We start from the raw sequence: 5,317 nt of genomic DNA on the forward strand, positions 1-5,317 counted from the left end.
TCACTTTAGTTATACGTGAGCATATTTTTGCGAACCTTCAGAGTGATGCTATGGCCGAGAGTACATAGATAATGCTTTTTGTCAATGCGTAAGTCCTAAAAACCATAGCAGGCGCTTAACAAAAAACCATGAGTCAGGACATGAAGCGGGAATTTGCCAGCCGCGACGAATTAATAGCCTACGTGCGCGAACAATTCCCCCAAACCACCGCCCGGGATAGCAACGTACCCCCAACCACAGGCGGGCGCCAAGCAGCCGAGACATTGCTGCAACAAGTCGATCCCAGCAAATACTCCTCAACCCGTAACTTTCTCAACGGTGCAGTAACGCGATTGTCGCCCTATTTGCGCTACGGCGTTTTGAGTCTTGCCGAAGTCCGAGATGCCGTACTCACCAAGGTGCAGGATCCACAAGATGCAGTGAAACTCGTCAACGAGTTGGGTTGGCGGGATTATTGGCAGCGGCTGTACGCCGAATTGGGCAAAAAGATTTGGGAAGACCGGGAACCATACAAAACTGGTTACACTACCAAAGATTACAGCGACACTCTGCCGCAGGATGTCGTCGAGGGCACGACTGGTTTAGTGTGCATCGACAGCTTCAGCCGCGAGTTGCGGGAAACTGGTTATTTGCACAACCACCAGCGGATGTGGATGGCTAGTTATTTGGTACACTGGCGCCGCGTGCGCTGGCAAGCTGGAGCTCGCTGGTTTTTGCAACATTTGCTAGATGGAGATCCGGCAAGCAACAATCTTTCTTGGCAGTGGGTAGCGAGCACTTTTAGTCACAAGGCTTATTTTTTTAATCGGGAAAATCTGGAACGTTACACTAAGTCAGTTTATTGTCGCGATTGTCCCCTGTACGGACAATGCGATTTTGAGGGAACTTACGAATATTTGGAGAGCAAGTTGTTTCCCAATGGCGAAAAGGTCGATCGCACGGGCGGTTCTCAAAGTTGGCAACGCCCTCAGAAAAAAAGGAAAAATTAAGTCAGTTGACAGTTGACAGTTGACAGTTGACAGTTGACATTAGGAAGAGGGAAGAAGTAATAAAAATAATTCAACTTTTTTACATTCCCAATTCCCAATTCCCAATTCCCAATTCCCAATTCCCAATTCCCAATTCCCAATTCCCAATTCCCAATTCCCAATTCCCAATTCCCAATTCCCCTGCTTGAGTCCACAATGCCCAGCTTTCCAAGCTCACCCAGAAGCACAAGCAATCTGGGTTTGGGACGATGCACTGATCGATGAATGGCAGTTAAGTCTCAAGCGAATGGTGTTTATTTATGAATGTTTACTAGAGTTGCCGGTAGTTATTCGGCGCGGCGATGTCGCTGCCGAAGTTATCGCTTTTGCTAAAGAATCCGGTGCGAATCAAATCGTTACAGCGGAAAGTCCCAGCCCTCGGTTTGAGGATATTTGCCGGGAAATTAGGAGGGAGTTTCCAGTAGAAGTTTTGCCACCCGAACCTTTTGTCCGCTACGATGGCTACATTGATTTGAAGCGTTTTTCCCGCTATTGGCGCGTTGCCGAAAAATATGTTTTTTAATTGGGGAATTGGGCATCGGGCATCGGGCATCGGGCATCGGGCATCGATCCGAAGAGAATTTGTAGCAACTAACTAATGACTAATGACTGCTGACTGTCAACTGTCAACTGTCAACTGTTAACTGTCAACTGTCAACTGTCAACTGTCAACTGACTTCAAGTCTCCTTCAAACGCTGCAACAGCCATTCAAATCTAGATTGAGCCAAATCAGGATTTTCGACATTTTGCCCGATCGCGCGATCGTCGTGGGGGTCTTGATATATTAAATAATCAGTATCTTCGCCGAAGCGTTTGACTGTACCCCGCAGTCTCGACGACAGAAATTTAGTAATCGCCCGATAAAATCGCAGGGAAAACAGCACGTCTTGCTCTAGTTTTTCAGTTAGCAGCCGCCTCGGAATTGACAGGATGAGGCATTCATCAATTGCCGTGACGCTAGCAGAAGGAAGCCTCCCGTCTACAAAAGACATTTCGCCCAACACTTCGCCGCAGATGATTTTTCCAATTTCTTTGTCGCCCAAAGATGATACAGCAACGCTCAAAGTTCCATCCAGAACTATGTACAGTGCGTCTAAGGGTTGACCTTCGACGATGAGAGTGGTGCCGGGGGGGACTGTGGTGCGGCTGCCGTTGGCGAGCATCCAATCGATGTCGCGATCGCTCAATTCGCCTAATATAACTAGAACTTTGCTCATAAAGTCAGGTTGAGAACAGATACTTTTTATTTTTTACTTGTTTAGTTGCGTGCTGTTAGGTCGTCAGATACTGAGCGATCGCGAAGGCTAAACTTTACTAAGACATTGAATTTTCCACAATAATGAATAATATCTAATAATTTTGACACGATCGAGCTACGACTGTTTGTAGGATCAATGATATTCTACATGACTTGTCCGGGACTGTGCAGGAGCCGATCGCCCTCGCCCAACTGCCCCAATTTAGACCCCCGAATTCCCTAAACAGTAAACAGTTGTCAAACCTTGCTGGATATTCGTTTCGAGCCGGTGCGCCCTCACGCAGCCGGATTTTTCCACTGTGGTGGCGGGCGGGTGCAGCGCCCTCATGTACAGCATTGTAGAATGCTCTGCGCGCGCGATCGACTTCCAGCTCCCAGATTCAAGAAGCTGCAAGTAAATCTAAAATCTAAAATCTAAAATCTAAAATCGACTGACTGACTGATGAAGCTCGTGGTTTCGAGGTTGTTTGCAGTTGCTTTTTTTGAGCAAAAGTGGTATAAGCACCATCAAGAGTGAACTCTCCCCTAGGATTGATTTTTAGATCGTCGAACTGTAAATTAAAATTAGTCGATCGACTAGCCTTCGGTTCTTGAATCTAATCAGCAGAGAGAGTTGACTCTAAGAGGGTTAAGTGCCAATCTAGGAACAACACAACTCATATTTGTGTCATTTTTCAGCAAAGGTCTCGACTAGAGCCCTCAAACACTTACCAGAAAGTTGGGTCTAAAGCCCCGTCCTTTTAGCACGGATTTAATTATCTAAATTTCTTGTTCAAGATGGTATAGTAGAGTAATACTACAGGTAGAATAACCGCCGATACACATGAGACACCAAGCTCAAACGACTGGTCGGGAAATAATAATAGTTAGTGGGTGGCGAACACCACGAAAAACATAGCTAGGGTAACTAACGTAACCCAGACCAGAAAACTAAAATCTTGAAGATTAAACGTACCGTGGGGCACACGGAAGAGAGGAGACTCTCGCTTCGCTTGGGGAGATAAGCCCTCTGGGATTGCTCTTTCTTAGGCTCAAAACACAGGTTCTATCGAACGGGTTTTTGGTTTAAGTATTGCCGAAAGGATGGACAATTTTAAGGTATGTCTGTGAACCAAGAATCCCCGCGCGTTCACGCCAGGGAGTGTCAAACTTTTAACACACCATTCAATGAGGAGTGTCTTGTCACTAACCCCAGCTATCAAGGCATGGGGCTTGAAAGAGGAAGGTTTACCACCTTCTTGATTCAGGACTAAAACAGTGTCTAGCTTACGGGCTAAAAACCCAAACTGAACTATCTGGTGGTGGTACACCATTCATACGTTACTGGACGCCTCCCTAATCTGTAACCTCTGTGATAGTCAGTAGCGAAGGGAAATATACACATGGGCTTATCGCCACTTGTTATGCGATCGCGAACAAACAATGTCAGTCGGTAATTGTCAGGCGCGAAAGTGTTCGAGGCAAAAGCACCCGGCATTTAGTAGTTCGCCCGGCGGTAGATAGATTAGGGGTCGGTAATTCCACCCCTAACACCAACCTAAAACTAAAATGTAAAGCCGTCCTAAAAGGACGGGGTTTCAAACCCATTTTTCTGATGAATAGTCTATTTTCCAAGTCTACTTTTGCGTTAATAAATCTTGCAGCTTTAGCAGTTTGTTGCACTACCATGTCAGCGAAAGCTGAAACCGGCAACTTGCCCGATATCGCTACAACCGCAAATGCGGCAACTCAAAATATTGACCAAATTTCCTCGCGGGCGGCAACTTCAGCAGTGAAAGCTGATGCCGAAATAACAGCTAGCAATACAAAAATTGATTCTATCAGTTCGATCGAACTAACACCAGCAGCAGAGCCAGCAGCCTCCGCACCGGCAGTCAACTCGGAAGCATCTGCGGCAGCACCGGCAGAATCCACAGCAGCAACATCGGAAATTGCTGTCCCAGCAACTGAGCAAAATACACCTACATCCATTGCTGCTGAAACCGAAAAATCGGCAGAAACAGCGAAAATTGCTGAGAATAGCGTTGAAATTCAGCAAAAATCCCAGATTGTGGCCGATCGACCTAATTCAGAACTGACAGCATCCAAGGAAGAAAAAGAAGTCAAAACAACACAAGAAGTGTTGAGCAACCCTGTCAGCACTTCCGCCTCAGCCCTGACGAACCAACCGAAAGTTGCCCAGAATCCCGCAACAGCCTCAGACAAACCTCAGATATTGGCTCAACCGGGCGGTACAACCGTCAAACCGGGCAGAGCTACCCGTTCAGGGCCCAGCTACATTGGTATTGGCGGTAACATCGGTTTTGGCGGAGATTCAGCCCTAGGCGACACTTCTTTTGCGATTCTTAGCAAAATTGGTTTGACGAACAATTTCTCGGTGAGACCGAGTGTTTTGTTCCGCGACAATCTAACTGTTCTAGTTCCAGTCACCTACGATTTTGTATCCCGAGAGGCCGTCGAAGTCAGCGATGATTTTGTGATTACCGCTGCTCCTTATTTAGGTGCTGGCGTAGCATTTTCTACCGGCGATGACGGTAATTTTGGCTTCCTGATTTCGGGAGGTATAGATGTGCCACTGTCGAGCAATTTTACAGCCACAGCAGGACTGAATATTGGTTTTCTCGACGGAACTGACGTGGGATTGTTACTAGGTGTTGGCTATACGTTCCCGAATATTGCCAGATAGTTTTGCTGTTTAAGCAAACGCATAACAATTAAATGAGCGCGGGGTTGGCTGTAGGAATACAGTCAACCTTTTTTGATGGTAGAAAATCTCAAGCAATCGAGGATATCGCAATTTGGAGGACACAGCAATAGCCTTTCTCTACCATCGGAGGACATGGCAATTTGGAGGACACTTAGTTGTATATAGCGGATCTAGCGAAAGATTCGCGGACGTTGTTGGGCTTGGGCCCTCTTAGTTTCAGTGGTTATATAGGGCTTGCTGAAAAATCAATCACATATTGCGTGGCATAGGTTTAGATGGCGCGAGGGAGAAAAAAGTGCAAGATAAACAGGTAATATAGATCA

General features: G+C 46.5%; 5 protein-coding genes. 3 read left to right on the plus strand and 2 right to left on the minus strand.

Annotated features, from left to right (window positions below; translation table 11 throughout):
- The first annotated feature begins 128 nt into the window (after positions 1-128).
- Positions 129-989 (plus strand): FAD-binding domain-containing protein, encoded by an 861-nt coding sequence (locus JGK16_RS32000; protein WP_293182964.1) that lies wholly within the window; start codon positions 129-131, stop codon positions 987-989.
- On the opposite strand, the gene JGK16_RS32005 is transcribed toward JGK16_RS32000, so the two are convergent.
- On the minus strand, positions 986-1,183 hold the full coding sequence (locus tag JGK16_RS32005; RefSeq protein WP_293203585.1) for a hypothetical protein: 198 nt from the start codon (positions 1,181-1,183) through the stop codon (positions 986-988). The genes JGK16_RS32000 and JGK16_RS32005 overlap by 4 nt on opposite strands.
- On the opposite strand from JGK16_RS32005, the gene JGK16_RS32010 reads away from it, so the two are divergent.
- Positions 1,174-1,551, plus strand: a complete 378-nt coding sequence (locus JGK16_RS32010; RefSeq protein WP_293193899.1) for a hypothetical protein — start codon at positions 1,174-1,176, stop codon at positions 1,549-1,551. The genes JGK16_RS32005 and JGK16_RS32010 overlap by 10 nt on opposite strands.
- Before the next feature lie 155 nt (positions 1,552-1,706).
- On the opposite strand, the gene JGK16_RS32015 is transcribed toward JGK16_RS32010, so the two are convergent.
- Positions 1,707-2,246 (minus strand): cyclic nucleotide-binding domain-containing protein, encoded by a 540-nt coding sequence (locus JGK16_RS32015; RefSeq protein WP_293182970.1) that lies wholly within the window; start codon positions 2,244-2,246, stop codon positions 1,707-1,709.
- Between the two features lie 1,635 nt (positions 2,247-3,881).
- Here JGK16_RS32015 and JGK16_RS32020 point away from each other — a divergent pair.
- A complete protein-coding gene (locus tag JGK16_RS32020; RefSeq protein WP_293182972.1) occupies positions 3,882-4,973 on the plus strand; it encodes a hypothetical protein in 1,092 nt (363 codons plus the stop codon).
- Positions 4,974-5,317 lie beyond the last annotated feature (344 nt).

This window comes from Microcoleus sp. PH2017_09_SFU_O_A (genome assembly GCF_020738625.1).
GTDB lineage: Bacteria > Cyanobacteriota > Cyanobacteriia > Cyanobacteriales > Microcoleaceae > Microcoleus.